Raw genomic sequence first — 23,158 nt, 5'->3', positions numbered from 1 at the left:
TATTTTACTAAATCAAAAAACTGGTAAATTGTGTTTTTTTAATACCAATTCATCGTATGTTTTTTGAAAAGATTTATAGGCTTCACTATCTTGTGAAGCTACATAATCTTCTTCACTTTTCCACTCTTCATAAACTAAGAACTCATCATCACAATCATCTGATTTATATATGCCAAAATAATCACAAGCTTCAAAATCTACCAATAAATTTTTCAAATTGTATAGCTTTATTTCTAATTCTTTCTCTTTATTTTTTCTTGATTGATAAATTGTTTGTTTTATAATACTCAATATTACTCCTAATTAAAAAAGAAATGTATCAAATATATGATTAATATAACTTAAGCCAGAGGGTCTTCTCCACTTGCCCAAGAGGATAAATACTTTTCTATTAAGTGAAAATCTTCTCCATCATGTTGAGTAAATGTTATATACTGGTTGTTATTTGGTATTTTAAATTCATCTTTTACTATACTCATATATACTAAAGCTAACTCTCTTCTTTTTTCGATTGTTCGCCCTTCTCTTATATCTAAGTTCATCAAACAGACTTCATCACCAATATCAACTCTTCCAATAGATAAGTTAAAAGGTTCATATTCTCTTATGGAAATAGCAATATGTCCTGTTTGGGTATCCATGATTTTTGCAAAAGATTCTCTTATCTTTTCACAAAAACTTTTTTTAATATCATTGCTTACTTTTTTATTTATCTCAAATTGTAAATGTGGCATTAGAAACTCCTTACATGATATTATTCTTACTAAATAAGCTTTAGATTTAACTTTATATTTTTACTTAAAATTTTAGGAAAACTACAACATTTAAAAAGGCTTTTTTCGCTAATATTCCAATATGGATTTAGAAAACAAACTTAAACAGCTTCCAAATGATGCAGGTGTATATCAATACTTTGATAAAGATGGACATTTACTTTATGTAGGAAAAGCAAAAGTTTTAAAAAATAGAGTTAAATCATACTTTAAATTTACTCCCCAACTTCGACCTGCTGATAAACTAGGTCCTAGAATTTATAAAATGATAAGTGAAGTCAAATCATGTGAATGGATTGTAGTACCAAATGAACATGATGCACTAATTTTAGAAAATTCCCTAATAAAACAATTAAAACCAAAATATAATATTCTTCTTCGTGACGATAAAACTTACCCTTATATTTATGTTGATTTAAATGAGGATTTTCCAAGATTAGAGATTACAAGAAAAGTTTTAAAAGGCTCAAATATAAAATACTTTGGTCCCTACTCAACTGGGGCTAGAGATATATTAGATTCAATATACGAAACCTTTCCACTTGTACAAAAAAAATCATGTATAAAAGGAAAAGAGGCTTGTTTATTTTTTCAAATCAAAAAATGTTTAGCTCCCTGTGAAAATAGAGTTTCGAAAGAAGATTATGCAAATATTTTAAATGATTCTATGGAGTATATTTACAACAAATCAAAACTAATCTCAAAACTTAAAGTAAAAATGCAAGAGTATTCAGATGATTTTCGTTTTGAAGAGGCTATGAAAATAAGAGATAGAATAAAAACTATAGAAAAATCAGAGATAAAAACGGGTATGGATTTAGCTACAAATGAAAACCTAGATATCTTTGCTATTAAAAATATCAACTCAAAAGCTGTGATTGTAAGAATGTTTATTAGAGATGGGAAATTGGCTTCTTCTTCACATGATTATCTTAAGTCAAATGTAGAAGAAACTGAAGAGTTTGATTACGAAGAAGCATATAAAAGAGCTATAATCAACTATTATTCAAATGAAATTCCTATCATTCCAAAAGAGATACTTATTGCTAAAGAACTTGAAGATATTGAAGATATAAAAGAGTTCTTAAAAAATAAACTTGTTAAAAAGATAAATATTATCAATCCAAAACTTGGAAAGAAAAAAGACATAGTAGATGTTGCTTTAAACAACTGTGACGAATTATTGAGAATAGATAGCACAAAAGGTGCAAATACACTTTATGAAGAGATTAAAGAGTTATTTAATCTCTCTCAAATACCAAATAGAGTTGAAAGCTTTGATAACTCACATATGATGGGACAAGCAACTGTTGGTGCAATGGTTGTATGGGATAATGATAAATTTGTAAAAAGTGACTTTAGACACTACAACTTAGAAGCCCATGATGAATACTCACAAATGAGAGAGATGCTAATACGAAGAGTCGAAAACTTTGAAAAAAATCCTGCACCAGACTTATGGGTTATTGATGGTGGTTCTACTTTATTAAAACTTGCATATGACATAGTTGAATCAGTTGGAGTAAAGCTAGATATTATTGCAGTTGCAAAAGAGAAAATTGATTTTAAAGCACATAGAGCAAAAGGTGCGGCAAAAGATATTGTGCATTATAAACAAGGTGATGAATTTGTTTCTATTAAATTATTGACTTCAGATAGAAGATTACACTTTGTACAAAGACAAAGGGATGAAGCCCATAGATTTGTTATTAATTTTCATAAAAAACAAAAAAGAGCAGAAGACAAACAAATATCTTTATTAAATATAAAAGGTATTGGGGAAGCAAAGGTGAAAAAACTACTTCTTTATTTTGGAACTTTTGAGAATATAAAAGAGGCATCTGTTGAAACTCTAAAAGAGGTTTTAAATGAAAAAGATAGTATTCTAATATCAAATCATTTTAATCAAAACTAAAATAACAAGGTTAAGTTATTGTCTAGAATTATTATAAACAAAAAAAATTATCTTCATAACTTAGATATTATTTCTAAGCAAGCTGGCTCAAAAGAAAAAGTTGCAGTTGTATTAAAAGACAATGCATATGGACATGGAATTATAGAAATCTCAAAAATTGCAAAAGAATTTGGAATAAAAAAAGCTGTCGTAAAAAACCTTAAAGAAGCATTAAAAATTGAAGAATTTTTTGAAGATATTATAATTTTATCTGAGAATGTTTTTCACACTTATTCACACTCTTTTCACATAGTAATTAACAGTATTGAACAAATTAACAAACTTCCTAAAAATACGAATGTTCACCTTAAAGTTGATACAGGAATGCATAGAAATGGCATATCTAAAAACCAGCTTAAAGAGGCTATTGATGGGATTTGTAGACAAAACTTAAACTTAACTGGTATCATGACACACCACAGAGGTGCAGATGAACTAAATAGTGAATTCTTTTGGCAAAAGCGTAATTTCGGGCTTGTAAAAGAAGAAGTGAAAAGAATATGTGAACAACTTTTTTTGCCCTTACCTTTGTTCCATTCTTGTAATTCAGCTGCCCTATTTAGAACAACTAATTTTAGTGATGATTTTGCAAGAGTTGGTATAGCTTGTTATGGATATATTGGAAATCCACCTGGCTTTGATAAAATAGATTTAAAACCTGTTTTATCACTTTGGGCGCAAAAAATTGCAACAAGAATATTGAAAAAAAATCAATCTGTTGGATATGGAGGAACATACAAAACAGATAAAGACATAATAGTCTCAACATATGATATTGGATATGGAGATGGATTTTTAAGAATAAATGAAAATCAATCTTACAAAACTCCAAAAGGATTTAAAGTTCTTGGAAGAATATCAATGGATAACTTATCACTAGATTCGCAAGATGATGAAGTTTGTATGTTTGATGATGCTAAAGATTTAGCAAAAATCCATAATACAATTACTTATGAAATAGTAACAACACTAAGTACAGAATTAAAAAGGGAAGTAATATGAAAAAATACCTATTATCACTTTTTTGTGTATTGAATTTAATGTCACAAGATAATCTTTCAACAAGTGAAGAATTAAAGAGTCTTGAACTAATAAATAACTATGAAGAATCAGCTTTAAAAGATGACCCCGATGCTTTTTTTGAATTAGGGAAAATATATTTTGAAGGAAAATATGTTTTTAAAGATTACAAAAAAGCTTTAGAGTATTTTGGAGCAGCTTCTTACTTAGGAAGTATTAAAGGAACATACAATCTAGGACTTTTTTATCTAAGCAACCAAACAAATTTTTATGATCCTAAAAAAGCCTTTTCTTATTTTCTAGAACTTGCTAGAAAAGGTTATGCACCAGCACAAAATAAAGTAGGTATGTTTTTAACAACAGGAATAGTTATAGATAAAGATTATAAAGAAGCTGTTAAGTGGTATGAAGCTTCATCTAAACAAGGATATATTCAAGCCCAATGTAACTTGGCATTTATGTATGCATCAGGGAAAGGTGTATGGCAAAATATGGGAAGAGCCCATGCCTTTGCAAAACCTGGATATAATAAAGGATATAGTCTTTGTAAAAAAGTTTGGGAAGATTTTAACCTAGCTAAGTACAAAGAAGATAAAGGCTTCAAATTTAAATTTTATAATCAGCCTTAATCAAAATCTTTTAGTTCGTAATGTATCTCTTTTTCATTTAAGTATTTAGTAAACATAGAAAAGTTCTCTTTTACTAATTTTTCATCTTTTGACATTAAAGATAAAACAACTACTCTTTTATCACCAATAATTTTAGGCAATGATGATAACTCAACTTCGCTTGAAACTTTTTTCATAATATCAATTAAGTTATTTTCTCCACAAAAAGCACTAAGTGTTAACCTAAACTTTGTTACTTTATTTATTTTGTAATGGGCTTCAAGTGCTTCTATAACCATACTTTGACTCATAGATGGAAATCCAGGAGTAAAGAAAAATCTATTTTCCAAATAAAAACCAGCTACATTATTTACTACATTTTTTAGTAACTTTGCATTAATAGGTAAATTTGACATCTCAATTCTATGGGGATATGCTTCATCACCAAATTGTTTTATAATTAAGTTTTTTGCTTTTTCATGGTATTCCATTTGTCCATCTGTGAAAACTTCAGCAGCTATTTGTCTTGTATAATCATCAGGCGTAGCTCCTATACCACCAAAACAAAACATAACAGAGTTTTTATCAGCCTTAATAAGTTTGAAAATATCTTTCATCAGATTTATATCATCTTCAATTACAAAAGAGGCTTTATGTATCCAACCTCGTTTGAGAAGTTGTTCATTTAAAAAAGAAAAATGAGCATCCTTTCGACGCCCATTTAATAACTCAGTTCCAATAATAACACTGTAGAAGTTAAATTCTTTTTTCATTAAATTTTTGCTTGAATAAAGTTATCGATTTCATCAACAATCTCGTCAATAGTTCTTTCACCATCAATTCTTTTCAAAAGGCTTTTTCTTTTATAAAACTCTTGAATTTCATCTAAGGGTTCAGTATAAATCTTCATTCTATTATTAAATACTTCAACATTGTCATCAGATCCCCTTGCTCGTCCAAGAACTCTATCACAAGCTACCTCTTGAGATACTACTACTTCCATAACATTTATTAATTCAACTTCAGCTTCATTTTCTAAATATTTGTCAAGTTCTGACATTTGTTCAAAGCTTCTTGGATAACCATCAATAATTACAACATCTGTCGAAGCTTTTTTAATCGCCCCTAAAATTGTCTCAATAGCTATATCAATTGGTACTATATTTCCAACACTAATATAAGTATCAATTATTTTTCCTCTTTCACTTCCGCTTGCAACTTCTGCTCTAAACATATCTCCAGTTGAATAATGAGTGATATTATCATGTTTAGCAGCTATTAATTGAGCATCTGTAGTTTTGCCACTTCCAGGTGCTCCGATAATTAAAAATAGTTTTTTCATTTATGCCCTTAATTAGATTTAAGTGGCATGATTATATCCAAAATGAATTAAATTTTTTATTTGTTATTAAAAGCTTTTTCTATACAATACCTAAAAACTAAGGAAGATAAACTATGAATTTAATGCTATTTGGTGCACCAGGAGCTGGTAAAGGAACACAGGCAAAATTTTTAATTGAAAAGTATGGTATTCCTCAAATCTCTACAGGAGATATTTTAAGAGCAGCTATTGCAGATAATACAGATATGGGAATGGAAGCAAAAAAATTCATGGATGAAGGGAAGCTAGTTCCAGATTCAACAATTATTGGTATTATAAAAGATAGATTGGCTGAAGATGACTGTAAAAAAGGTTTTATCCTTGATGGTTTTCCAAGAACACTAGCTCAAGCAGAAGCTTTAGATAAACTAATGGCAGATATGGAAATATTACTTGATAAAGTAATCTCATTAAATGTTCCAGATGAACTAATTGTTGGAAGAATTACTGGAAGAAGAGTTTGTTCTAAATGTGGAGCTTCATTTCATGTAGAATTTAATCCTTCAAAAGAAGAAACTGTATGTGACTACTGTGGTGGAGAGCTTATCATTAGAAAAGATGACAATGTAGAAACTGTTAAAAGTAGATTAGAAGCTTATCATGCACAAACAGCACCACTTATTGATTTTTATACTGATATGGGTGTATTTGTTGAACTTGATGGTACAAAAGATGTATCTGATGTAACTAAAGATATGATTGCTGCACTTTAGAAATTCACTTTTATAAAAATAAAAAAAGGGCAAAACTTATATGTTTTGCCCTTTTTTTTAACTTTGAAAACTAGCCCCACCAGATTTTCTTCTTTGGTAATAACTTTTATCTATTACTATATCTTTTTGTTTCTCTTTTCTTTTTGTATCTTTTTCCACAAAAATTTTCTCTCTAGTTACTGGATCTAATTCTGTATAATACATCACACTTGAATAAGTTCCCGGAGTAGGAGTAAAAACTTGTGCTTGTTCTGGATTCATTTTTAATTCATGTTTTGTAAAATGTTTTAATTCATGCATATCTTTTTCTTCACAGCCAGGATGTGCTGCAATTAAATAATATGTTAAAAACTGTTGTTTTCCAGCTTCTTTATTTAGTCTATCATACATCTTTTTAAACTCAATCAATGGCTGTTTGCCTGGTTTTCCCATAAGTTTTAATACTCTATCAGAAGTATGTTCAGGTGCAACTTTCATTTGTCCTGATATATGATGATTTACTAACTCTTTTAAATACTCATATCCATGTTTTTTATCAGCACTAATAAAATCATATCTAAGACCTGAGGCTACAAAAGCTTTTTTTATCCCTGGTACTTTTCTAATATTTTGTAAAAGTTTTAGGTGCCGTGAATGGTCTACTTTCATAACTTTACAAAGTCTATCAAAATCTACACATCTTATATCATCACAAGTACCTTTTTTAAGCTTCTTACCACACTCATAACCATACATATTAGCCGTTGGGCCTCCAACATCAGAGATAACACCTTTGAAGTCTTTGTATGTAGTAAACTCTTTTGCTTCTTTTAAAATATTTGCTTCACTTCGTGTTCTTATTGTTCGGCCTTGATGAACTCCAATAGCACAAAAGTTACACTCTCCCCAACATCCATGATGTGTTTGAATAGAAAATTTTACTGTTTCTAAACATTTTACTTTTCCTTCTGGCTGATGATAGGGATGTAAATCTCTTGTGTATTTAAAATCAGCGATATAATCCATCTCTTTCTCATCCAGATAATCACATGGTGGATTTTGAATTAAAAACCTTGTATCAACTTTTTGACATAGTCCATTTGCATTTATAGGGTCATTATTTTGATAAAAATGGTCAAATAAATCAATATATTTATTTTTGTCTTTTAAACAATCATCATGACTAGGTAGTTGAATATACTCTTCTCTTGGCTCTTTTGAAATATAACAAACTCCTCTAACTCTTCGTGGATCTTCATTATTAGCTAAGGCTTGAGTAAACTCTCTTATTGCTATTTCACCCATACCATAAATCATATAATCAGCTTTTGCATCAAATAAAATTGGCTTTTTTAATTTGTTTGTCCAATAATCATAATGTGTAACTCTTCGAAGACTAGCTTCAATGCCACCAAGTACTATTGGAACTGTATTTTTATAGTGTCGTCTGATTAGATTTGTATAAACCAAAGTGGCTCTATCTGGTCTTTTATTATTTTTCCCACCAGGAGTATAATCATCACTATTTCTAAACTTTTTAGTTGCAGTATAGTTTGAAACCATAGAATCAATACTTCCACCACTAACACCCCAATAAAGCTTTGGTTCACCAAGTCTTGTAATATCACCATTTTCTAAATTTGGTTGTCCTATGATTCCTACTTTAAAACCTAAGTCTTCAAGTATTCTTCCAACGACTGCAACACCAATAAATGGTGAATCAACATATGCATCGCCTGAGATTAAAATAACATCAAGTTGTTCCCAACCAAGTTTTTCCATCTCTTCTTTTGTAGTAGGTAAAAACATTTTATTCCTCTTTTTTAGAGGCTATTTTGTCTGAAAGAACAAATAAATCAGCGAACCAATTAAAAGAGTAAATATCAGTATGAATAACTTCCATATTGTTTGCATTTGACCAAGTATTATAGACATTATAATTAATGCTTTTATCAACTATTAGATATTTTATATTTTTTTCTTTACTTAGTCTATAAATTTCTGTAAATTTAGGACCACTTAATATTTCATTTTCTGCACGATAATATCTAACATCAAATCTATTTAAAAAGTATTCTAATTTATCATTAAAAACCATTACCGCATTTGTAGAATAAAATAAAGTATCTTTTAATCGTAAAAATATTTTATCTAACTCCACCATCAAAGTTTGATAATTTAACTGAAAAAATTCTTTATTACTTGGATCATTTTTTATAAGTATATCAAGCATAACTTTTGTAACTTTTCTAACTCTTAAAGGGTCTAACCAAAAATAAGGATTAATCTTTCCATTATCATAAAGTTTTTCAACATCTTTACTTGTATCAATAACTTTTAAATCACTATTAAATCCAAGTAGTTCTTTTGCATACTCTTGCTCTACTGGAAGTCCTATTGTCAAATAAGCTTCTGAAAAAGCAAATTTCCTAAAATATACATGATCTAATTTTTGAGTGTAGTCTACACCTTCATATAAAGTTCTAACTTTTACTTTGCTTTGACCTATTCTCTCTAAAAAGAATTTTTGAGGTTCAATAGTTACTGTATAACTAACTCTTGCATAAATAAAAGTAGATAAAAGAATAAGGAGTAATATTAATTTTTTCATTATGATAGTTTATAAAAAAGAAGTTAAAACTTCCTTTTTATATAAAACTAATATCCTAGATATTAGCTTGTTTTCTAATTCTAAGACTTAGTTCTTTTAGTTGTTCTTCATCAACAGGACTTGGAGCATTAGTCATAAGACATTGTGCTCTTTGAGTTTTAGGGAAAGCAATAACATCTCTGATAGAATCAGTACCAGCTAAAAGCATAATCATTCTATCAAGTCCTAAAGCAAATCCACCATGTGGAGGCGCACCAAATTGAAGGGCATCTAGTAAGAAACCAAATTTTTCTCTTGCTTCTTCATCTGAAATTCCCATTAAAGAGAATACTTCTTTTTGAATATTTTCTTTATGAATTCTTATACTTCCACCACCAAGTTCTGTTCCATTTAATACAATATCATAAGCAATAGATTCTATTTCTTCAAGATTATCTTTATTTAAATCTTTTGGCATAGTAAATGGATGATGTAAAGCTTTTACTCTACCATCTTCTACTTCAAACATAGGAAAATCAACTACCCATAAAAATTTAAAAGTATCTGCTGGGACAATTTCCATTTGCTCAGCTAAATGAAGTCTAAATCTTCCCATATAGTCCCAAACTATCTTTTTATGACCAGCTCCAAAGAATACAACATCCCCTACTTCAAGCTCTGTTACTTTTACAATCTCTTCTAAATCAACTTCTGTAAAGAATTTTGTTAATGGTCCTTTTAAACCATCTTCTTTCATTTGAAAATACCCTAAACCTTGAGCTCCAAATTTTCTTACATAATCTTCAAAAGCTTTCATTTGTCTTTTTGAGAAAATATTATCCCCATTTGGACATTTAATTGCTTTAATTCTATTATGAGCTTTATCTTTTGCAATACCAGCAAAAATTTCATTTGAACTTCTTGCAAAAATATCAATAACATCTACAAGTGGCATATCAAATCTTAAATCAGGCTTGTCACTTCCATATTGTTCCATTGCTTCATTATAAGTCATTCTTGGGAAAGTTGATGGAACATCTTTTCCACAAGCAGTAAAAGTATCATGAATTAATTTTTCAGCGACTTTTATAACATCTTCTTGAGTACAAAAACTCATTTCGACATCTATTTGAGTAAATTCTGGTTGTCTATCAGCTCTTAAATCTTCATCTCTAAAACATTTTGCTATTTGAAAATATTTATCAAAACCACTTACCATAAGAAGTTGTTTAAATATTTGAGGAGATTGTGGTAAAGCATAAAATTCACCTGGATGAACTCTTGATGGAACTAAATAATCTCTAGCACCTTCAGGTGTAGATTTAGTTAAAATTGGAGTTTCTACATCTAAAAATTCCATTTCATTTAAACAGTTTCTAATAGCTATATTTGCTGTACTTCTAAGTTTAAAAATATCATAAGATCTTTTTGTTCTTAATTCTAAAAATCTATTTCTTAATCTAATCTCTTCATTTACTTTTTCATCACCTAAATCAAATGGCATAGGTTTTGATCTATTTTCAATAATCAGATTAGATAAAACAATTTCAATTTTTCCAGTTACTAAGTTTGGATTTTCTAATCCTTCACCTCTAGCTCTTACTTTTCCAGTTGCAATTAGAACAAATTCGTCTCTAACTTTTTCAGCAGTCTCTAAAGCATCTTTACAATCAGCAGGATCAGCAACAAGTTGTACTAAACCACCCTTATCTCTTAAATCAATAAAAATAATACCACCATGATCTCTTCTACTATTTACCCAACCTGCAACAGTAACTTCTTGACCAATAAGTGATTCTGTAACTTCTGTACAATAATGCGTTCTCAATTCGTGCTCCAAAACAGGGCAATTGCCCTTTATAAAATATACGCGATTATATCTAAAAGTTGTTGAGAGTTTTTTTAAAGTGTTATTTAAGTTCTAGTTTTTTGAAGCTACTCTTTGTAGAATAGTATAAATGTGTATTATAAAGTACTTCTTGATTTAGAATTTGATTTTTTATTAAAGCATTTTTATTTTTAGAAAATAGATAATTGACCCCTACTAATGTAGAGTAATTTACCCAATTATACTTAATATCCGTATCAAGTAAATATAATAATTCCGTTAATTTTGGATCTGTATCTTCAATAGAACTTGCCAAAATTAAATTTAACCTATCTTCATATTGTGTTAAAGATAAGATCAAAGGATCAAAATTAAGTTGAGTAGTCATAATTACACCATTTTCAGTCTCATAAGCATAAAGCTGAGAAAGAATAATAGAAGATTTTACCAATGTAGTATTTATCATCAAATTAGTATGTTTTAGACTTTCATTTGTAACCATACTTTTAAAGTTATTATTACTTTGCATTACTTTTTGATTTACAACAATATTTGGAACTAATCTTTCATAAATACCTTTTAACATATTTCCTATGCTTGAGTCTTCATAAAATTGTGCATTATCACCAGTTGATAACTCCAAAAGTTTTTTCATTTGATTTTCGTAAGAAATAGCTCCATAAATATAATTAGGTGAAGTGATAAAATAAGCATCGTTTCTACTTATCAAAGGAAAGTATACTTGCATATCTGTAAATGCTGAAATATTTCTGATTTTACTTAAAGCATCACTTGTAAATAAAGCAATGATTTTTTTATATCCTTTGTTTTTTATTTCATCCATTGCATTAGATATATTTTCAAAGCTTTCATCTTCACTATCAAATGATTCTATCTCAAATTTTTTATTTTGGAACAACAAATACCCAATTACACTATTAATAGTTGAATTACCATATTTCCCAACTACTTTAGAAGGGAATATGATTGCAATCCTAAAATCTTCATCTTCTAGTTCTTCATTTTTGTTTTGAGTAAAAATTGAACTTGGAGTATAAATATTCGTATTTGTATTAGTATTATTAATTTTTGAATTATTTTGATTGGGTATTTTCATTTCTTTATTAGCACAAGCAGTAAATAAAAAAAGTATTGCGACAAAAAGATAAAAATGTTTCACATTTGCTCCATGATTGCTTTTATTTTTAATAAATCTTCATAAGCCTCACCTTTAGAGGAAGGGTTTCGTAAAAGATAACTTGGTTCATAAGTGCATATAATATCTAAATCATTATTAGGTATAACTTTACCTCTAATTTCACTAAAAGTTGTATTATCATTTGTAAAATATCGATATACACTCTCACCTAATATAACTAATAACTTTGGTTTTATTAGCTCTATTTGTTTATCTAAGTATGCTTTACAATTATTAACATGTTCAGTTTTTATTTCACTATTAGGAGAGATGCATTTTACTATGTTTGTAATATAAACAGTTTCATAAGGTACTTTTAAAACTTTTTCAATCATATTTTTTAATAACTCACCAGATTTTCCCACATAAAAAGTATCAACTTCATCTTCACTAATAGTAGGTGATTCTTTTAAAAACATGATACTAGCGTTAATATTTCCACTTCCAAAAAGAACATTTTCTCTATACTTTGATAATTGACACAAATGACAATTTTTTACTAATTGTTCTAATTGTTTTATATCATCAGGTAGTCTTACTTGTTCAGTATTACTATTTTTGAAATTTAAGTTTTGTCCATATTCATATCCTATGGATTTTAAAAAGTTTAATTGATAAAGTAATTTGTTTTGTAAATTTTTTGTCATGCAAGATTGTACAAAATTATCCCTTTTTTTATAATTTGTTCAAATTATTGGAACAATTTTAGTATTATTATTGACTTTTGTTCCAAATATTTGTACAATATTCAAACTAAGATATATTATAGGATTGATTATGACTGCTCCAAGTTTAAGAAAATTAGAAAATGATTTAGAAATAAATAAAACAACATTACATAATTGGAAAAAAAATAGACCAAAACTTTTTGAATTTATTATTGATTCGTATAAAGATAAAGAGATGTTAAAAAATAATTTAAATTCGTTAATTCAACAAAAAGAGATATTAGAAAAAGAGATTAGTTTAACAAAAGAAAGGGTGAGTGAAAAAATTTAGTACTTATATCTATGGAGTTTTAGTTATTTTTATACTTTTAAATTGCGCAAATAAATGACTAAGGCTTCATAGATATGGGTATTAAACGAGAACTTTAGAATTATCAAAAATTATTCTACTTTTTCCTTCATGTTTTGCTTTATACAATAAAATATCAGCATATTTCATCGCATCTTCGTATGAATTATATTTTGTTCGATAAGAGACTCCAGCAGAAAAGCTAACTTTTACACTAAGATCTTTGTTGTAAATAAATTTATGGCTATCAATAATTTCTTTTACTCTTTTAATGTATTTATATACTTCTTCCTCTTCTGTATAACTTACTAAAGTGACAAATTCTTCACCACCATATCTACACAAGATATCCTCTTCTCTCATAAGTTTTTTAAGTATAGTAGAGAAACTTTTTAATATAACATCTCCACATTCATGGCCATGTTGATCATTTATTTCTTTAAAATCATCAATATCAATAAATATAATTGCATAATTAGAATTAAAAGTAACAAATCGATTCTCAACTTTTAGAATTACAGAAGTGTATCCTCTTCTGTTAAGTGCCCCTGTCAAGAAATCAATATCTTTTTCTATTTTTAGTTTTTCTAAGTCATCTTGTAATTTAACAATATTTTTTTCTAACCTAGAACATGTTTCTTTGCCCTTTATTAATTGAACTTTCGAATCATCTAAATTAGTTTCAATACTGTATATTAAATCAGCAAGTTTTGCATGCAATATTCTTAACTCTCTATTTGAGTGTTCTGATATATCTAACTCTTCTAAGTCATTTTTAAAAATTTCTAATTTTGATGAAGAGTTATCACTAAGAAGTAAGCTATTTTCATACTCTTTCATTAGTAATGCTATAAATTTTTTAATATCTTCAGATTTTGATTTAAAAACAGCTCTATCTAAAGCTACTCTTTCATTAGTAATATTTACCAATTTATTAATCATTGATTCATCATCAAGTTTTTCAGGGTTTTTCATTAACTCAAAAACTACTTCTTCTATTTTATGATAGATTGATTGTTCAATTGAAGGTTTTAATAATTCTGGTAAATAAGTAATAAATTTAAGTATTTCAATATTTTGAAGTTCAGATTTTGTAAAATTTAGTAAATCATTAGAAATTACATTAAGCTTTTGATCTTCTTTTTTATTTTTTTTCAAATCATCAATATTATTAATGTTTTTTTTCATTCTTTTCCAATAATAAATAAGTATATATGTTGATTATATCAGTAAGATTTTAAAATAAGCTAAAAAAAAGAAAGTATTAATATAATACTTTCTTTTTTTTTATTTATATCGGTGAGTAATTCTACCCTTATCAAGTGAATAAGGGGTTATTTCTACTTTAACTTTATCATTAGGTAAAATTTTTATGTAGTGCATTCTCATTTTTCCAGATATATGACATAAAACTACATGCCCATTATTATCCAATTCAACTCTAAACATTGCATTTGGTAAAGCTTCAATTACTTTACCATCAATTACAATTACATCATCTTTTGCCACATTTTTTCCTTCTATGCCTCGCTTAAAATTACTGCTTTTCCATTGATAACAGCAACTGTATGTTCATAATGACTAGTTCTTAATCCATCTTTTGATACAACATCCCAACCATTGTCTAAAATAACAGGTTCTCTATCTTTTTGACAAACCATTGGCTCCAAACAAAATACCATTCCATTTTTTATTTTTGGACCGGATTTAATATTTGGTGTTTCTACATAATTTGGAATTTCAGGTTCAGTATGGGGCTTTTTCCCAATACCATGTCCACAGAATCTAATTAACGGTTGATATCCTCTTTTAACAATAAATTCTTCTATTGCAAAAGATAACTCTTTAAATCTCATACCTTCTTTTATAATATCAATAGCATAATATAATGCATCTTTCGAACAAGCAATTAATTCCTCATCTTCTTTTGATATTTTTCCAATAGGCATAGTAATGGCAGCATCACCATACCAACCATCAATTTCAGTACCTATGTCTAAACCTAAAATATCACCCTCTTGTAGAACAGTATTCGATGGAATACCATGAATAACAACTTCATTTAGAGAAGTACATACTGCATTAGGGAAACCATAAAGGCCTTTAAATGAAGGTCTAGCACCTAAACTGGCTATGAAATCGTCACCCAGAGCATCAACTTCTAATAAAGTCATGCCTGGCTTAACGTTTTCTCTTAGATAATTCAAAGTCTGTCCAACTGCATGCGAAGCAGTTCGAAGCTTTTCTATCTCATTTTGTTTTCTTAGTGCAATTGCCATGATTTTTATAAACCAACCGCACTTAAAGTGTCATATTTGTTCATATACTGTTGAGCTTCAATTTTTCTCATAGTATCAATAGCAACTTGAACAACAATAAGTACTGCAACCCCACCAAAGTAAAATGGAACTCCCATAGACTTAACTAAAAGCCATGGCACTGTAGAAATTGCTCCTAAGTATAAAGCTCCCCATAGTGTTAATCTACCTGCTGTTTCATTTAAAAACTCAGCTGTTCCTTCTCCTGGTCTAATACCTGGAATAAAACCACCTTGTTTTTTTAAGTTTTCAGATATATCTTTTGCATTAAAAGTAATTGATGCATAAAAATATGCAAAGAAAACTACAAGTAAAAACATCAAAACATTAAATGTATAGCTAGTTGGACTTAAAAAGTCAGCAATACCTAATAAAATCTTATTTTGACTACCATGTAAAATTGTAGCTGGGAACATTAAAATTGCAGAGGCAAAAATTGCAGGAATTACACCACTTAAATTTACTTTAATAGGAATATAATTCATTACTCTTTTATTTTGACTTTGCATCATAACTTTTCTAGAATAAGAAACAGGAACTCTTCTTTCTCCTAGTTCTACATAAATAATTGCTCCAACTGTTGCAAGAATTATTACTAAAATTGCAATAACAGTTAAGAAATTCATTTGTCCATTATTAACTAATTCAACAGTACCACCAATTGCATGAGGAATTGCAGAAACAATACCAGCAAAGATAATTAATGAAATACCATTACCTATACCTTTTTGTGTGATTTGTTCACCAATCCACATTAAAAGCATAGTACCAGTTAACATTGAGATTGCAGAAACTGCAACAAATGTATCCATATCTATTGTAATTGCACTTTGACCTGCTTTTCCAGTTAAAGAATTAAGACCCATTGATACACCAACTGCTTGAATTAAAGTAATTACAATAGTTGCATATCTGATAATTTGCATATATTTTTGCATACCATCACGTTCTTTTTTCATTTTACCAAGTGCAGGGAAAGTTGCGGCTAGAAGCTCCATAATAATTGAAGCTGTAATGTAAGGCATAATACCTAGTGAAATAATAGACAATCTTGAGATTGCATTTCCACTAAACATATTAACAAGACCTAATGCATTGTTTGCATTTGAGTCGAAAAATTCTTTTACTACGTCAATATTTACACCAGGTACTGGCACGTATGCCAATACTCTGTATAGAAATATAAAACCTAATGTAATAAGAATCTTATTTATTAGATCTTTACTCATGGTTATTTACCAGTTGTAGTAACGTTTTCATCTTTGATCTTAGAAGTTAAATCTTTTGCACAAGATCCAACTAATTTAACTTTTGTTACTGATTTTGATAATTTATACACAGATCTAATTGTTTCTAATGTAATTTCACTTAACTCAGCAACTTGCTTAACTTTATCAACATTAATTGAATAAGGTTTAGTTACTCTTGATACAAAACCGATTTTAGGAAGTCTTTTTTGGATTGGCATTTGCCCACCTTCAAAACCTCTTTTTATTTTGTAACCAGATCTAGCTTTTTGACCTTTGTTACCTTTACCGGCAGTTTTACCTGTACCACTACCTTGTCCTCTTCCAACTCTTTTAACATTCTTTGTACTACCATCTGCTGGTCTTAAAGTTTCTAATGTCATTTATTATCCTTTTATTCTAGCTAAAGCTTCAACTGTAGCTTGCACTAAGTTGTTAGGATTATTTGAACCTAAAGATTTTGCGATAATATCTTTAACCCCAGAAAGCTCAAGAACAGGTCTTGCCGCACCACCTGCGATAAGTCCTGTACCTTCAGATGCTGGTTTTAATAATATTTTAGAAGCATTATATTTATGCTCAATATCATGTGCAATTGTAGTTCCATGAATAGACACTTTTACTAAAGATTTAAATGCATCATCTAAAGCTTTTTTAATAGCATCTGGAACTTCTTTAGCTTTACCCATACCAAAACCTACAGTACCGTTTTTATCTCCAACAACAACTAAAGCTGTAAATCTGAATCTTCTTCCACCCTTTACAACTTTTGTTACTCTTCCGATTTTAACGATTGCTTCTTGAAAATCTTCTCTATTTACTGCTGCCATCATTAACCCTTATAATTTGATACCATTATCTCTTAGTGATTGTGCAAATGCAGCAATAACACCGTGATATAGGTAACCATTTCTATCAAATACAACTGTATCAATCCCAGCAGCTTTTAAATTTTCAGCAAATTGTGCTGCAACTTTAACTGCATTATCTTTATTAACTGTTAAATCCAATGCTTTTGAACTAACCGAAGCCAGTGTAACACCTTCAACATCATTAATTGCTTGCGCACTTAAATGTTTGTTTGATTTAAAAATTGAAACTCTTGGCTTAGAAGCAGTACCAGAAATTGATCCTCTTACTCTTCTTTTTCTTTTAATTCTTAAAGAATTTTTTTTAGCTATATCTTTTGCTCTACTCATTCTTTACACCTTACTTCTTAGCAGTTTTTCCGGCTTTTCTGATGATTTTCTCATCAGTATATTTAACACCTTTACCTTTGTAAGGTTCTGGTTTTCTAAAGCCTCTAATAATTGCAGCAGCTTGACCAACTTGTTGTTTGTCAGCACCAATAACATTAATCACATTTTTCTCAACAGTAATTTCTAATCCATCAGCGATTTCATAGTTAATTGGGTGAGAATAACCTAATTGTAGTTCTAAAACACTACCTTTTACAGCAGCTCTATAACCAACACCGTTGATTTCTAAAGATTTTTTGAAACCTTCACTTAAACCAACAATAGCATTGTTTAATAAAGCTCTATATGTTCCCCAGAAAGCTGATGATTCTTTTGTTTCACCAACTCTTGCTAAAACTACAGTGTTATTTGCAATTTCTACAGAAACTCTACCGTGAGTCTCTACTGAAGAAGTCTTGTTACCTTTTTTTACATTTATAACTGTACCATCAACTGTAACTTCAACACCAGATGGTATAGCAATAGGTTGTTTTCCAATTCTTGACATTTTCTAACTCCCTACCAAACAGTACATAGTACTTCACCACCAACATTTGCAGCATAAGCTTCATCGTTAGCGATAACACCCTTGTTTGTAGAAACAATGATTGTACCATATCCGTTTTTGAAATTTTTCAATTCAGAAGAAGCTTTATAAACTCTTCTTCCTGATTTAGAAACTCTTTTAATCTCATTGATTGCAGAAGTTTCTTTTTCATCATATTTTAATGTAACTTGAATAGTTTTTTTATTATTAGTTCCATCAACAACTTTAAAAGAGTCAATGTAACCCTTTGCCTCTAATACTGTTAAGATACCTACAACCGTATTAGAATGTAACAAAGTAGTAACTTCAAGTTTTCTCAATGCTGCATTTCTAATTCTAGTTAAAGCATCTGCGATTATATCATTCATCATAGCTTTATTTCCTTACCAACTAGCTTTTCTAACACCAGGTAATAAACCTTCGTTAGCCATTTTTCTTAAACAAATTCTACAAAGACCAAAGTCTTTGTAAACTGAATGTGGTCTTCCACATACTGAACATCTTGTATATGCTCTAACAGCGAACTTAGGAGTTCGTTGTTGTTTCATAATCATAGATTTCTTAGCCATTATTCTCTACCTTTTGTAAATGGAATTCCTACTAGCTCTAATAATCTATAAGCTTCTTTATCAGAAGTTGTAGATGTAGTAATAGAAATATTCATACCATGTGTTTTAATAATGTTATCGTAAACAACTTCTGGAAACATTAATTGCTCATTAAGACCAAAGTTAAAATTTCCTCTTCCGTCAAAACCATTTCTATCTAAACCTTGGAAATCTTTTACTCTAGGTAATGCAATAGAACATAATTTGTCAACGAATGCATACATGTTTTCACCTCTAAGTGTAACTTTTACACCTACTGGCATTCCTTCTCTTACTTTAAAACCAGCAACTGATTTTTTAGCAATGATTTGGATAGCATGTTGTCCTGCAATTAAAGAGATAGTATCTTGAATATTTTGCATCAATTTAGTATCTTTCATTGCTTCACCAGCACCAACAGAGATAACTACTTTTTCTAACTTAGCAGTTAACATTTTGTTTTTAGGAAACTCATTTTGTAAAGCTGGTTTAATCTCTGCGTTATATCTTTCGTATAATCTGTTCGCCATCTTACTCACCTTCTACTTTTGCTACATTAGAGATATCCATTGGCATCTCTTTGTTTACAAAACCACCATTAGGGTTTTTGTCTTGATCAGGCTTTACAGTTTTTTTAGCAACTTTACAATCTTTTACAATAACTTGTAATTTAGATGGGATAACTCTTAAAACTTCACCAGTTTTACCTTTATCATCACCTGCGATGATTTTAACTGTATCACCTTTTTTAATTTTTAATTTAACCGCCATATTATAATACCTCCGGTGCAAGTGAAACGATCTTCATGAAACCTGAATATCTAACTTCTCTAGCAACTGGTCCAAAAATTCTTGTTCCAATTGGTTCTTTTTTTGCATCAAGAATAACTGCTGCATTATCATCAAATCTGATTAATGAACCATTTTCTCTTTGAACTTCTTTGTGAGTTCTAACAACAACAGCTTTAACAACTTGACCTTTTTTAACTTTTCCAGTAGGAATAGCTTTTTTAACAGAAGCAACGATAACGTCACCAACTGTTGCATATCTTCTTTTAGACCCACCTAAAACTTTGATACACATGATCTCTTTTGCACCTGTGTTGTCTGCTACGTTTAATCTAGTAAAACTTTGAATCATTATTTAACTCCTGTAGCAACAATTGTCTTTAATCTAAAAGATTTAGTTTTAGATAAAGGTCTACACTCAACCGCAATTACAGTATCACCTTCAGCTAATTCATTTTTTTCATCATGAACTAAATATTTTTTAAATCTCTTTACAGTTTTGTGGTATTTAGGATGTAATACTGATCTTGTTACTAAAACAGAAGCAGTTTTATCTCCAGAAACTTTTACCACTACACCTTGAATCTCTCTTTTATGCGTACTCATACTACAGATCCTTACTTAGCTTTTACTGCAGTAATAGCTGTTTGAATTTTTGCGATATCTTTTTTCGCAACATTTAATTCAGATGTATTAGTCAACTGCATAGTTTTTAGCTTAGCTTTTAATTCAAAAAGAAGCACCTTTTTCTCTTTTAATAACTCGTTTAGCTCGTTTAGGCTTTTATCTTTAATATCAGAATAAGTCATTTTCGCTCTCTTTTGTTACAATTTTACATTTAAATGGTAATTTGTGAACTGCTAAAGTCAATGCAACTCTAGCTACTTCATCACTTACACCAGCCATCTCGAAACAAATTCTACCTGGCTTAATGTTCATTACCCATTTGTCAACTGGACCTTTACCTTTACCCATTCTTGTTTCTAATGGTTTAGCAGTAAGTGGTTTAGCTGGGAATACACAAATCCATACTTTACCTTGTCTTTTAATAGCTCTTGTCATAGCAATTCTGGCAGCTTCGATTTGTCTTGAATCAATTCTTCCATGCTCTAAAGCTTTAATTCCAATATTACCATATGCTAATGTATTGGCTCTCATAGATTTACCTCTATTTCGACCCTTCATTACTTTTCTATATTTTGTTCTTTTAGGCATTAACATAATTATTTACCTCTTTTCTTTGTTGGTCTTCTTTTTGGTTTAGAAGCTTCTTCTTTTTCAACTGGAATACCTTTAGCAAGTACTTCACCTTTGAAAATCCAAACTTTTACACCAACACAACCATATGTAGTATGTGCTTCAGCAAAACCATAATCGATTCTAGCTCTTAAAGTATGTAAAGGAACTCTTCCTTCTAAGTACCACTCAGTTCTAGCCATTTCAGCTCCACCAAGTCTACCAGAAACAGAAACTTTAATTCCTTTTGCTCCACCTTTAATAGCATTTTGCATAACTCTTTTCATAGCTCTTCTAAATGCAACTCTTCTTTCTAATTGTTGAGCAACATTTTCAGCAGCTAATTGACCAGAAAGTTGTGGTTTTCTCTCTTCTTTAATGTTTACAGCAATTTCTTTACCAACTAATTTAGTTAAAGAATTTTTTAATTTCTCAACGTCTGCACCTTTTTTACCAATAATGATACCAGGTCTTGCAGCAACAACTGTTACTCTTACTTTTTTAGCTGTTCTTTCGATTAAAGTTTGAGCGATTCCTGCATAGTAAAGCTCTTTTTTAACGAATTTTCTGATTTTGCTATCTTCTGCAACATTAGCAGGCATAGAAGAGAATTTAGGAAACCATCTTGATTCCCAGTTTCTATTGATACCTAATCTTAAACCAATTGGATTAACTTTTTGACCCATTACTTATCTCCTTTAGGTGCAGCTTCTACTTCAATAAAAATATGTGCCGTTGGCTTATGCTTTGGAGAAGCAGAACCTCTTGCTCTTGGAGTAAATCTTTTTAATACTGGACCTTTATCAACTCTTGCAGATGTAATAATTGCATCTTCAGCTTCCAATCCAGAGTTTGCAACTGCAGAAGCAATAACTTTTGAAATTAATCCAGCAGCTTTGTTAGGTGTAAATTCTAAAGATGCAATAGCATACTCTGCATTCATACCTTGAACTTCTCTAGCAATAAGTCTTGCTTTAATTGGAGAAACTCTAATAAATCTTAATATAGCTTTACCCATCTTATCCTACCTTCTTCTGAACAGAGCCTTTGTGACCCTTAAAAGTTCTAGTTGGTGCAAATTCACCTAATTTATAACCCACGTGGTTCTCTGTAACATTTACAGGTACGAAGTTTCTTCCATTGTGCACATTAAAAGTTAAGCCAATCATATCAGGTAAAACTGTTGATCTTCTTGACCAAGTTTTAATTGGTTTTCTATCTTTAGTCTCAACTGCTTTGATAACTTTTTTCATTAAGTGCGCGTCTATAAATGGACCTTTTTTTACTGATCTTGACATCTTAAACCCTTACTTCTTTTTTCTTGAAATGATTAATTTATCACTAGCTTTTTTCTTTCTAGTTTTATAACCTTTAGTTGGCATACCCCATGGAGTAACTGGATGTCTACCTGAGTTAGTTTTACCTTCACCACCACCGTGTGGGTGATCAATTGGATTCATTGCAGATCCTCTAGTTTGAGGTCTAATACCAAGGTGTCTACTTCTACCAGCTTTACCAACAACCATGTTAGAGAAATCTTCATTACCAACGATACCAATAGTTGCCATACAAACAGCAAGAATTTTTCTCATTTCACCTGAAGGAAGTCTCATAATTACATATTTATCTTCTCTACCCATAATTTGAGCATATCCACCAGCAGATCTAGCGATTTGACCGCCTTTTCCTGGTTTCATTTCAATATTATGAACCATAGTACCAACTGGAATATTAACAAGTCTCATTGAATTTCCAGGAAGAATATCTAAACCAGATTCAGCAGCAGAAACTTTAGCTCCAACTTTTAAACCACTTGGTTGTAAAATATATCTTTTATCACCATCTGAATAAGTAATTAAACAGATTCTACAGTTTCTATATGGGTCGTACTCAATTGTAGAAACAGTACCCTCTACACCAAATTTATCTCTTTTGAAATCAATAATTCTGTAAAGTTTTTTAGCACCTGCTTCTCTATGTCTTGAAGTGATTCTACCGTTACTATTTCTACCAGCTGTAGCTTTTACTCTTGTAAGTAAAGATCTAACTGTTGGTTTTGAAGTAATATCAGAAGTATCCATAACTGACATAAATCTTCTAGCAGGAGTTATTGGTCTAAATTTTTTAATTGCCAT

34 protein-coding genes are annotated in these 23,158 nt (G+C 29.8%); 5 read left to right on the top strand and 29 right to left on the bottom strand.

All coding sequences use genetic code 11. The features are described 5' to 3' along the window. Positions 1-12: 12 nt before the first annotated feature. Positions 13-291 carry an antibiotic biosynthesis monooxygenase family protein gene (locus LXN10_RS12115; RefSeq protein ID WP_375723250.1) on the bottom strand — a complete coding sequence of 93 codons (279 nt, stop codon included), beginning with the start codon at positions 289-291 and terminating at the stop codon, positions 13-15. 50 nt (positions 292-341) lie between these two features. Further along, positions 342-734 carry a tautomerase gene (locus tag LXN10_RS12110; protein WP_375723249.1) on the bottom strand — a complete coding sequence of 131 codons (393 nt, stop codon included), beginning with the start codon at positions 732-734 and terminating at the stop codon, positions 342-344. A 121-nt stretch (positions 735-855) separates the two neighbouring features. Here LXN10_RS12110 and uvrC point away from each other — a divergent pair, with 121 nt between their 5' ends. Genes uvrC through LXN10_RS12095 form a run of 3 tightly spaced genes read left to right on the top strand, consistent with a single transcriptional unit; the run spans position 856 to position 4,376 of the window. Then, a complete protein-coding gene (gene uvrC / locus LXN10_RS12105; RefSeq protein WP_375723248.1) occupies positions 856-2,688 on the top strand; it encodes an excinuclease ABC subunit UvrC in 1,833 nt (610 codons plus the stop codon). Between the two features lie 18 nt (positions 2,689-2,706). Next, positions 2,707-3,729 carry an alanine racemase gene (locus LXN10_RS12100; protein WP_375723247.1) on the top strand — a complete coding sequence of 341 codons (1,023 nt, stop codon included), beginning with the start codon at positions 2,707-2,709 and terminating at the stop codon, positions 3,727-3,729. Beyond that, entirely contained in the window at positions 3,726-4,376 is a 651-nt protein-coding gene (locus LXN10_RS12095) for a tetratricopeptide repeat protein (protein WP_375723246.1), read from the top strand. Before LXN10_RS12100 ends, LXN10_RS12095 begins: the two co-directional genes overlap by 4 nt. Here the strand turns inward: LXN10_RS12095 and LXN10_RS12090 are convergent. Together LXN10_RS12090 and LXN10_RS12085 are read right to left on the bottom strand one after the other, a co-directional pair. Then, positions 4,373-5,128, bottom strand: a complete 756-nt coding sequence (locus LXN10_RS12090) for a competence/damage-inducible protein A (protein ID WP_375723245.1) — start codon at positions 5,126-5,128, stop codon at positions 4,373-4,375. The two genes, LXN10_RS12095 and LXN10_RS12090, sit on opposite strands and share 4 nt — an antisense overlap. Continuing rightward, complete coding sequence (locus LXN10_RS12085; protein ID WP_375723244.1) at positions 5,128-5,697, bottom strand: adenylate kinase; 570 nt, start codon at positions 5,695-5,697, stop codon at positions 5,128-5,130. The genes LXN10_RS12090 and LXN10_RS12085 overlap by 1 nt, the downstream gene beginning before the upstream one ends. Positions 5,698-5,810: 113 nt before the next feature. On the opposite strand from LXN10_RS12085, the gene LXN10_RS12080 reads away from it, so the two are divergent. Continuing rightward, positions 5,811-6,449: an adenylate kinase gene (locus tag LXN10_RS12080; protein WP_375723243.1), complete on the top strand. Its 639-nt coding sequence runs from the start codon at positions 5,811-5,813 to the stop codon at positions 6,447-6,449. 57 nt (positions 6,450-6,506) lie between these two features. Here the strand turns inward: LXN10_RS12080 and LXN10_RS12075 are convergent, their stop codons facing one another. The 5 genes from LXN10_RS12075 to LXN10_RS12055 form a co-directional block, all read right to left on the bottom strand. Then, positions 6,507-8,237 (bottom strand): YgiQ family radical SAM protein, encoded by a 1,731-nt coding sequence (locus tag LXN10_RS12075; protein ID WP_375723242.1) that lies wholly within the window; start codon positions 8,235-8,237, stop codon positions 6,507-6,509. A gap of 1 nt (position 8,238) precedes the next feature. Next, positions 8,239-9,039 (bottom strand): metal ABC transporter solute-binding protein, Zn/Mn family, encoded by an 801-nt coding sequence (locus LXN10_RS12070; protein ID WP_375723241.1) that lies wholly within the window; start codon positions 9,037-9,039, stop codon positions 8,239-8,241. Between the two features lie 55 nt (positions 9,040-9,094). After that, entirely contained in the window at positions 9,095-10,846 is a 1,752-nt protein-coding gene (gene aspS / locus LXN10_RS12065) for an aspartate--tRNA ligase (protein WP_375723240.1), read from the bottom strand. Between the two features lie 82 nt (positions 10,847-10,928). Continuing rightward, complete coding sequence (locus LXN10_RS12060) at positions 10,929-12,026, bottom strand: hypothetical protein (RefSeq protein WP_375723239.1); 1,098 nt, start codon at positions 12,024-12,026, stop codon at positions 10,929-10,931. Next, positions 12,023-12,691 (bottom strand): uracil-DNA glycosylase, encoded by a 669-nt coding sequence (locus LXN10_RS12055; protein ID WP_375723238.1) that lies wholly within the window; start codon positions 12,689-12,691, stop codon positions 12,023-12,025. Before LXN10_RS12055 ends, LXN10_RS12060 begins: the two co-directional genes overlap by 4 nt. A gap of 130 nt (positions 12,692-12,821) precedes the next feature. Here LXN10_RS12055 and LXN10_RS12050 point away from each other — a divergent pair, with 130 nt between their 5' ends. Further along, positions 12,822-13,043: a hypothetical protein gene (locus LXN10_RS12050; protein ID WP_375723237.1), complete on the top strand. Its 222-nt coding sequence runs from the start codon at positions 12,822-12,824 to the stop codon at positions 13,041-13,043. 81 nt (positions 13,044-13,124) lie between these two features. Here the strand turns inward: LXN10_RS12050 and LXN10_RS12045 are convergent, their stop codons facing one another. The 20 genes from LXN10_RS12045 to rplB form a co-directional block, all read right to left on the bottom strand. Then, on the bottom strand, positions 13,125-14,249 hold the full coding sequence (locus tag LXN10_RS12045) for a GGDEF domain-containing protein (RefSeq protein WP_375723236.1): 1,125 nt from the start codon (positions 14,247-14,249) through the stop codon (positions 13,125-13,127). A 99-nt stretch (positions 14,250-14,348) separates the two neighbouring features. Beyond that, positions 14,349-14,570, bottom strand: a complete 222-nt coding sequence (gene infA / locus LXN10_RS12040) for a translation initiation factor IF-1 (protein WP_013134930.1) — start codon at positions 14,568-14,570, stop codon at positions 14,349-14,351. Positions 14,571-14,581: 11 nt separating this feature from the next. Beyond that, entirely contained in the window at positions 14,582-15,340 is a 759-nt protein-coding gene (gene map, locus LXN10_RS12035) for a type I methionyl aminopeptidase (protein ID WP_375723235.1), read from the bottom strand. 5 nt (positions 15,341-15,345) lie between these two features. Further along, complete coding sequence (secY, locus tag LXN10_RS12030) at positions 15,346-16,608, bottom strand: preprotein translocase subunit SecY (RefSeq protein WP_375723234.1); 1,263 nt, start codon at positions 16,606-16,608, stop codon at positions 15,346-15,348. Positions 16,609-16,610: 2 nt separating this feature from the next. Next, complete coding sequence (gene rplO, locus LXN10_RS12025; RefSeq protein WP_013134927.1) at positions 16,611-17,009, bottom strand: 50S ribosomal protein L15; 399 nt, start codon at positions 17,007-17,009, stop codon at positions 16,611-16,613. 3 nt (positions 17,010-17,012) lie between these two features. Next, positions 17,013-17,456, bottom strand: a complete 444-nt coding sequence (gene rpsE / locus LXN10_RS12020; RefSeq protein ID WP_013134926.1) for a 30S ribosomal protein S5 — start codon at positions 17,454-17,456, stop codon at positions 17,013-17,015. Positions 17,457-17,465: 9 nt separating this feature from the next. Continuing rightward, positions 17,466-17,825, bottom strand: a complete 360-nt coding sequence (rplR, locus tag LXN10_RS12015; RefSeq protein WP_375723233.1) for a 50S ribosomal protein L18 — start codon at positions 17,823-17,825, stop codon at positions 17,466-17,468. A 10-nt stretch (positions 17,826-17,835) separates the two neighbouring features. Next, the gene (rplF, locus tag LXN10_RS12010) at positions 17,836-18,372 is read right to left on the bottom strand and encodes a 50S ribosomal protein L6 (protein ID WP_375723232.1); all 537 of its coding nucleotides are present in this window, start codon (positions 18,370-18,372) and stop codon (positions 17,836-17,838) included. 11 nt (positions 18,373-18,383) lie between these two features. Continuing rightward, a complete protein-coding gene (gene rpsH / locus LXN10_RS12005; RefSeq protein ID WP_013134923.1) occupies positions 18,384-18,782 on the bottom strand; it encodes a 30S ribosomal protein S8 in 399 nt (132 codons plus the stop codon). 12 nt (positions 18,783-18,794) lie between these two features. After that, the gene (locus LXN10_RS12000) at positions 18,795-18,980 is read right to left on the bottom strand and encodes a type Z 30S ribosomal protein S14 (protein ID WP_013134922.1); all 186 of its coding nucleotides are present in this window, start codon (positions 18,978-18,980) and stop codon (positions 18,795-18,797) included. After that, complete coding sequence (rplE, locus tag LXN10_RS11995; protein WP_375723231.1) at positions 18,980-19,528, bottom strand: 50S ribosomal protein L5; 549 nt, start codon at positions 19,526-19,528, stop codon at positions 18,980-18,982. Before rplE ends, LXN10_RS12000 begins: the two co-directional genes overlap by 1 nt. 1 nt (position 19,529) lies before the next feature. After that, the gene (rplX, locus tag LXN10_RS11990) at positions 19,530-19,769 is read right to left on the bottom strand and encodes a 50S ribosomal protein L24 (RefSeq protein WP_129101161.1); all 240 of its coding nucleotides are present in this window, start codon (positions 19,767-19,769) and stop codon (positions 19,530-19,532) included. Position 19,770: 1 nt separating this feature from the next. After that, entirely contained in the window at positions 19,771-20,139 is a 369-nt protein-coding gene (rplN, locus tag LXN10_RS11985; RefSeq protein ID WP_013134919.1) for a 50S ribosomal protein L14, read from the bottom strand. Next, a complete protein-coding gene (rpsQ, locus tag LXN10_RS11980; RefSeq protein ID WP_375723230.1) occupies positions 20,139-20,393 on the bottom strand; it encodes a 30S ribosomal protein S17 in 255 nt (84 codons plus the stop codon). The genes rplN and rpsQ overlap by 1 nt, the downstream gene beginning before the upstream one ends. 11 nt (positions 20,394-20,404) lie before the next feature. Beyond that, on the bottom strand, positions 20,405-20,596 hold the full coding sequence (gene rpmC / locus LXN10_RS11975) for a 50S ribosomal protein L29 (RefSeq protein ID WP_013134917.1): 192 nt from the start codon (positions 20,594-20,596) through the stop codon (positions 20,405-20,407). After that, positions 20,583-21,008: a 50S ribosomal protein L16 gene (gene rplP, locus LXN10_RS11970; RefSeq protein WP_013134916.1), complete on the bottom strand. Its 426-nt coding sequence runs from the start codon at positions 21,006-21,008 to the stop codon at positions 20,583-20,585. Before rplP ends, rpmC begins: the two co-directional genes overlap by 14 nt. A gap of 2 nt (positions 21,009-21,010) precedes the next feature. Continuing rightward, positions 21,011-21,709 carry a 30S ribosomal protein S3 gene (gene rpsC / locus LXN10_RS11965; protein ID WP_129101158.1) on the bottom strand — a complete coding sequence of 233 codons (699 nt, stop codon included), beginning with the start codon at positions 21,707-21,709 and terminating at the stop codon, positions 21,011-21,013. Then, positions 21,709-22,041 (bottom strand): 50S ribosomal protein L22, encoded by a 333-nt coding sequence (gene rplV, locus LXN10_RS11960; RefSeq protein WP_129101157.1) that lies wholly within the window; start codon positions 22,039-22,041, stop codon positions 21,709-21,711. Before rplV ends, rpsC begins: the two co-directional genes overlap by 1 nt. A 1-nt stretch (position 22,042) precedes the next feature. Then, entirely contained in the window at positions 22,043-22,321 is a 279-nt protein-coding gene (gene rpsS, locus LXN10_RS11955; RefSeq protein WP_013134913.1) for a 30S ribosomal protein S19, read from the bottom strand. A gap of 9 nt (positions 22,322-22,330) precedes the next feature. Next, positions 22,331-23,158 (bottom strand): 50S ribosomal protein L2, encoded by an 828-nt coding sequence (rplB, locus tag LXN10_RS11950; protein ID WP_375723229.1) that lies wholly within the window; start codon positions 23,156-23,158, stop codon positions 22,331-22,333.

This window comes from Arcobacter iocasae (assembly GCF_042214795.1).
In the GTDB taxonomy this organism is placed as follows: Bacteria; Campylobacterota; Campylobacteria; order Campylobacterales; family Arcobacteraceae; genus Arcobacter; species Arcobacter iocasae.
Note: the sequence above shows the minus strand (reverse complement) of the source record. Positions and strands in the feature narration are given on the sequence as shown.

What these genes read in the sequence shown, in the direction of transcription:
- LXN10_RS12110 (WP_375723249.1), bottom strand. Translation starts at nt 734, where the DNA reads ATGCCACATTTACAATTTGAGATAAATAAAAAAGTAAGCAATGATATT.
- uvrC (WP_375723248.1), top strand. Translation starts at nt 856, where the DNA reads ATGGATTTAGAAAACAAACTTAAACAGCTTCCAAATGATGCAGGTGTA.
- LXN10_RS12095 (WP_375723246.1), top strand. Translation starts at nt 3,726, where the DNA reads ATGAAAAAATACCTATTATCACTTTTTTGTGTATTGAATTTAATGTCA.
- LXN10_RS12090 (WP_375723245.1), bottom strand. Translation starts at nt 5,128, where the DNA reads ATGAAAAAAGAATTTAACTTCTACAGTGTTATTATTGGAACTGAGTTA.
- LXN10_RS12085 (WP_375723244.1), bottom strand. Translation starts at nt 5,697, where the DNA reads ATGAAAAAACTATTTTTAATTATCGGAGCACCTGGAAGTGGCAAAACT.
- LXN10_RS12080 (WP_375723243.1), top strand. Translation starts at nt 5,811, where the DNA reads ATGAATTTAATGCTATTTGGTGCACCAGGAGCTGGTAAAGGAACACAG.
- LXN10_RS12075 (WP_375723242.1), bottom strand. Translation starts at nt 8,237, where the DNA reads ATGTTTTTACCTACTACAAAAGAAGAGATGGAAAAACTTGGTTGGGAA.
- LXN10_RS12070 (WP_375723241.1), bottom strand. Translation starts at nt 9,039, where the DNA reads ATGAAAAAATTAATATTACTCCTTATTCTTTTATCTACTTTTATTTAT.
- LXN10_RS12055 (WP_375723238.1), bottom strand. Translation starts at nt 12,691, where the DNA reads ATGACAAAAAATTTACAAAACAAATTACTTTATCAATTAAACTTTTTA.
- LXN10_RS12050 (WP_375723237.1), top strand. Translation starts at nt 12,822, where the DNA reads ATGACTGCTCCAAGTTTAAGAAAATTAGAAAATGATTTAGAAATAAAT.
- LXN10_RS12045 (WP_375723236.1), bottom strand. Translation starts at nt 14,249, where the DNA reads ATGAAAAAAAACATTAATAATATTGATGATTTGAAAAAAAATAAAAAA.
- map (WP_375723235.1), bottom strand. Translation starts at nt 15,340, where the DNA reads ATGGCAATTGCACTAAGAAAACAAAATGAGATAGAAAAGCTTCGAACT.
- secY (WP_375723234.1), bottom strand. Translation starts at nt 16,608, where the DNA reads ATGAGTAAAGATCTAATAAATAAGATTCTTATTACATTAGGTTTTATA.
- rplO (WP_013134927.1), bottom strand. Translation starts at nt 17,009, where the DNA reads ATGACATTAGAAACTTTAAGACCAGCAGATGGTAGTACAAAGAATGTT.
- rpsE (WP_013134926.1), bottom strand. Translation starts at nt 17,456, where the DNA reads ATGGCAGCAGTAAATAGAGAAGATTTTCAAGAAGCAATCGTTAAAATC.
- rplR (WP_375723233.1), bottom strand. Translation starts at nt 17,825, where the DNA reads ATGAGTAGAGCAAAAGATATAGCTAAAAAAAATTCTTTAAGAATTAAA.
- rplF (WP_375723232.1), bottom strand. Translation starts at nt 18,372, where the DNA reads ATGTCAAGAATTGGAAAACAACCTATTGCTATACCATCTGGTGTTGAA.
- rpsH (WP_013134923.1), bottom strand. Translation starts at nt 18,782, where the DNA reads ATGATGAATGATATAATCGCAGATGCTTTAACTAGAATTAGAAATGCA.
- LXN10_RS12000 (WP_013134922.1), bottom strand. Translation starts at nt 18,980, where the DNA reads ATGGCTAAGAAATCTATGATTATGAAACAACAACGAACTCCTAAGTTC.
- rplE (WP_375723231.1), bottom strand. Translation starts at nt 19,528, where the DNA reads ATGGCGAACAGATTATACGAAAGATATAACGCAGAGATTAAACCAGCT.
- rplX (WP_129101161.1), bottom strand. Translation starts at nt 19,769, where the DNA reads ATGGCGGTTAAATTAAAAATTAAAAAAGGTGATACAGTTAAAATCATC.
- rplN (WP_013134919.1), bottom strand. Translation starts at nt 20,139, where the DNA reads ATGATTCAAAGTTTTACTAGATTAAACGTAGCAGACAACACAGGTGCA.
- rpsQ (WP_375723230.1), bottom strand. Translation starts at nt 20,393, where the DNA reads ATGAGTACGCATAAAAGAGAGATTCAAGGTGTAGTGGTAAAAGTTTCT.
- rpmC (WP_013134917.1), bottom strand. Translation starts at nt 20,596, where the DNA reads ATGACTTATTCTGATATTAAAGATAAAAGCCTAAACGAGCTAAACGAG.
- rplP (WP_013134916.1), bottom strand. Translation starts at nt 21,008, where the DNA reads ATGTTAATGCCTAAAAGAACAAAATATAGAAAAGTAATGAAGGGTCGA.
- rpsC (WP_129101158.1), bottom strand. Translation starts at nt 21,709, where the DNA reads ATGGGTCAAAAAGTTAATCCAATTGGTTTAAGATTAGGTATCAATAGA.
- rplV (WP_129101157.1), bottom strand. Translation starts at nt 22,041, where the DNA reads ATGGGTAAAGCTATATTAAGATTTATTAGAGTTTCTCCAATTAAAGCA.
- rpsS (WP_013134913.1), bottom strand. Translation starts at nt 22,321, where the DNA reads ATGTCAAGATCAGTAAAAAAAGGTCCATTTATAGACGCGCACTTAATG.
- rplB (WP_375723229.1), bottom strand. Translation starts at nt 23,158, where the DNA reads ATGGCAATTAAAAAATTTAGACCAATAACTCCTGCTAGAAGATTTATG.